At 64.9% G+C, this 1486-nt stretch carries 1 protein-coding gene; it reads left to right on the top strand.

Translation table 11 applies throughout. From position 1 onward, the window contains the following. Positions 1-165 precede the first annotated feature (165 nt). Positions 166-1476 carry an ISL3 family transposase gene (locus GM1_RS21265; RefSeq protein ID WP_008382415.1) on the top strand — a complete coding sequence of 437 codons (1311 nt, stop codon included), beginning with the start codon at positions 166-168 and terminating at the stop codon, positions 1474-1476. Positions 1477-1486: the final 10 nt, after the last annotated feature.

Raw genomic sequence — 1486 nt, forward strand, 5'->3', positions numbered from 1 at the left:
TCTTCCGGTTTGACGGTGCGTAGAACCGGTTCTGGTGACCACAACATGTAGGAGCGGGACGGGCTGCGCATGGTGGGCCCGGCGGCGAGTCGTGGCGAGGTAGGTGGGTCCTGTGGTGTCAGGGTGAAAGTTCTGACACCCACACCACGAACACCGACAGGACCCATGGCCGAGAATACCGCGATCGCCGATACCATTTGCCGCACCATCGACCTCGGGGTGACGATCACCGGCGCAGCCCTCGACGGGCAGGACCGCACCCATCTCTACTGCGAACTCCTTGCCCCGGATGATCGGTGCCCAGGCTGCGGGGCGGCCGGACGGTTGCGTGATCATGTGCACCGCGAGGTCGCTGACCTGCCGATCGTGGGCCACCCCACCCGCCTGCACCTGCAGGTTCCGCGCTACCGCTGTGAGAGCACCGCCTGCGACCAAAGCATTTTCCGGGCCGATATCGGGGACATCGTTGCCCCACGAACCCAGGTCACCCGCCGCACCACGGCCTGGATGTTGCGGCGGATGATCGTCGACAAGATGAGCGTCACAGCCGTGGCCGCGGCAGTCGGATTGGGCTGGGACACCGTCAACACCATCGCCCTGTCAGCGGCCCGGAATCTGGCCGCGGCACCGGAACGTCTCGACCGGGTCCGGATCCTCGGAGTCGATGAACATAAGTGGAAACATGTTCGCGGACAAGGAGATCCGAGTTTCGTCACGGTGCTGGTCGACCTCACCCCTGTCGTTGACGGCACCGGGCCGGCCCGGCTGTTGGACATGGTCGCCGGCCGATCCAAGGCCGCGCTGAAGAACTGGCTCGACGCCCGCGATCAAGCCTTCCGTGACCGCATCCGGGTCGTGACGATGGACGGCTTTTCCGGCTACCGCACCGCCACCGCCGAGAGCCTCGATCACGCCCGAGCGGTCATGGACCCTTTCCACGTCGTCCACTTGGCCGCCGAAAAACTCACCCGGTGCCGCCAACGCGTCCAGACCGACACCTGCGGGCATCGGGGCCGCAGTGGTGATCCGCTCTACGGTATCCGCCGGACCTTGTTGACCCGGACCCGGTTGCTCACCGATAAGCAGAAAACCAGGCTCAAGACCGGTCTGGATGCGCACGACGAGCATGTGGCAGTCGCGATCACCTACGCGATCTATCAGGAGCTGATCGCCGCCTACGAGCAGCCGAACCGTCGTGACGGCAAGATCGCGATGTACAAGCTCCTCAAACGCATCCGCACCGGCCTACCGGCCGGGCTGGCCGAGGCAGCGCAGCTCGGCCGATCCTTGTGGGTCCGCCGAACAGAGATTCTGGCCTACTTCGACACCGGCGCATCCAACGGACCCGTCGAAGCCATCAACGGCCGCCTGGAACACCTCCGCGGTATCGCCCTGGGATTCCGCAACCTACGCCACTACATCTTGCGGTCACTAATCCACTCCGGCGGCCTGGCAGAACACCTCCATGCACTCTGAAACCGGAAGA

The sequence above is a fragment of the Gordonia malaquae NBRC 108250 genome (assembly GCF_000344135.1).
Classification (GTDB): domain Bacteria; phylum Actinomycetota; class Actinomycetes; order Mycobacteriales; family Mycobacteriaceae; genus Gordonia; species Gordonia malaquae.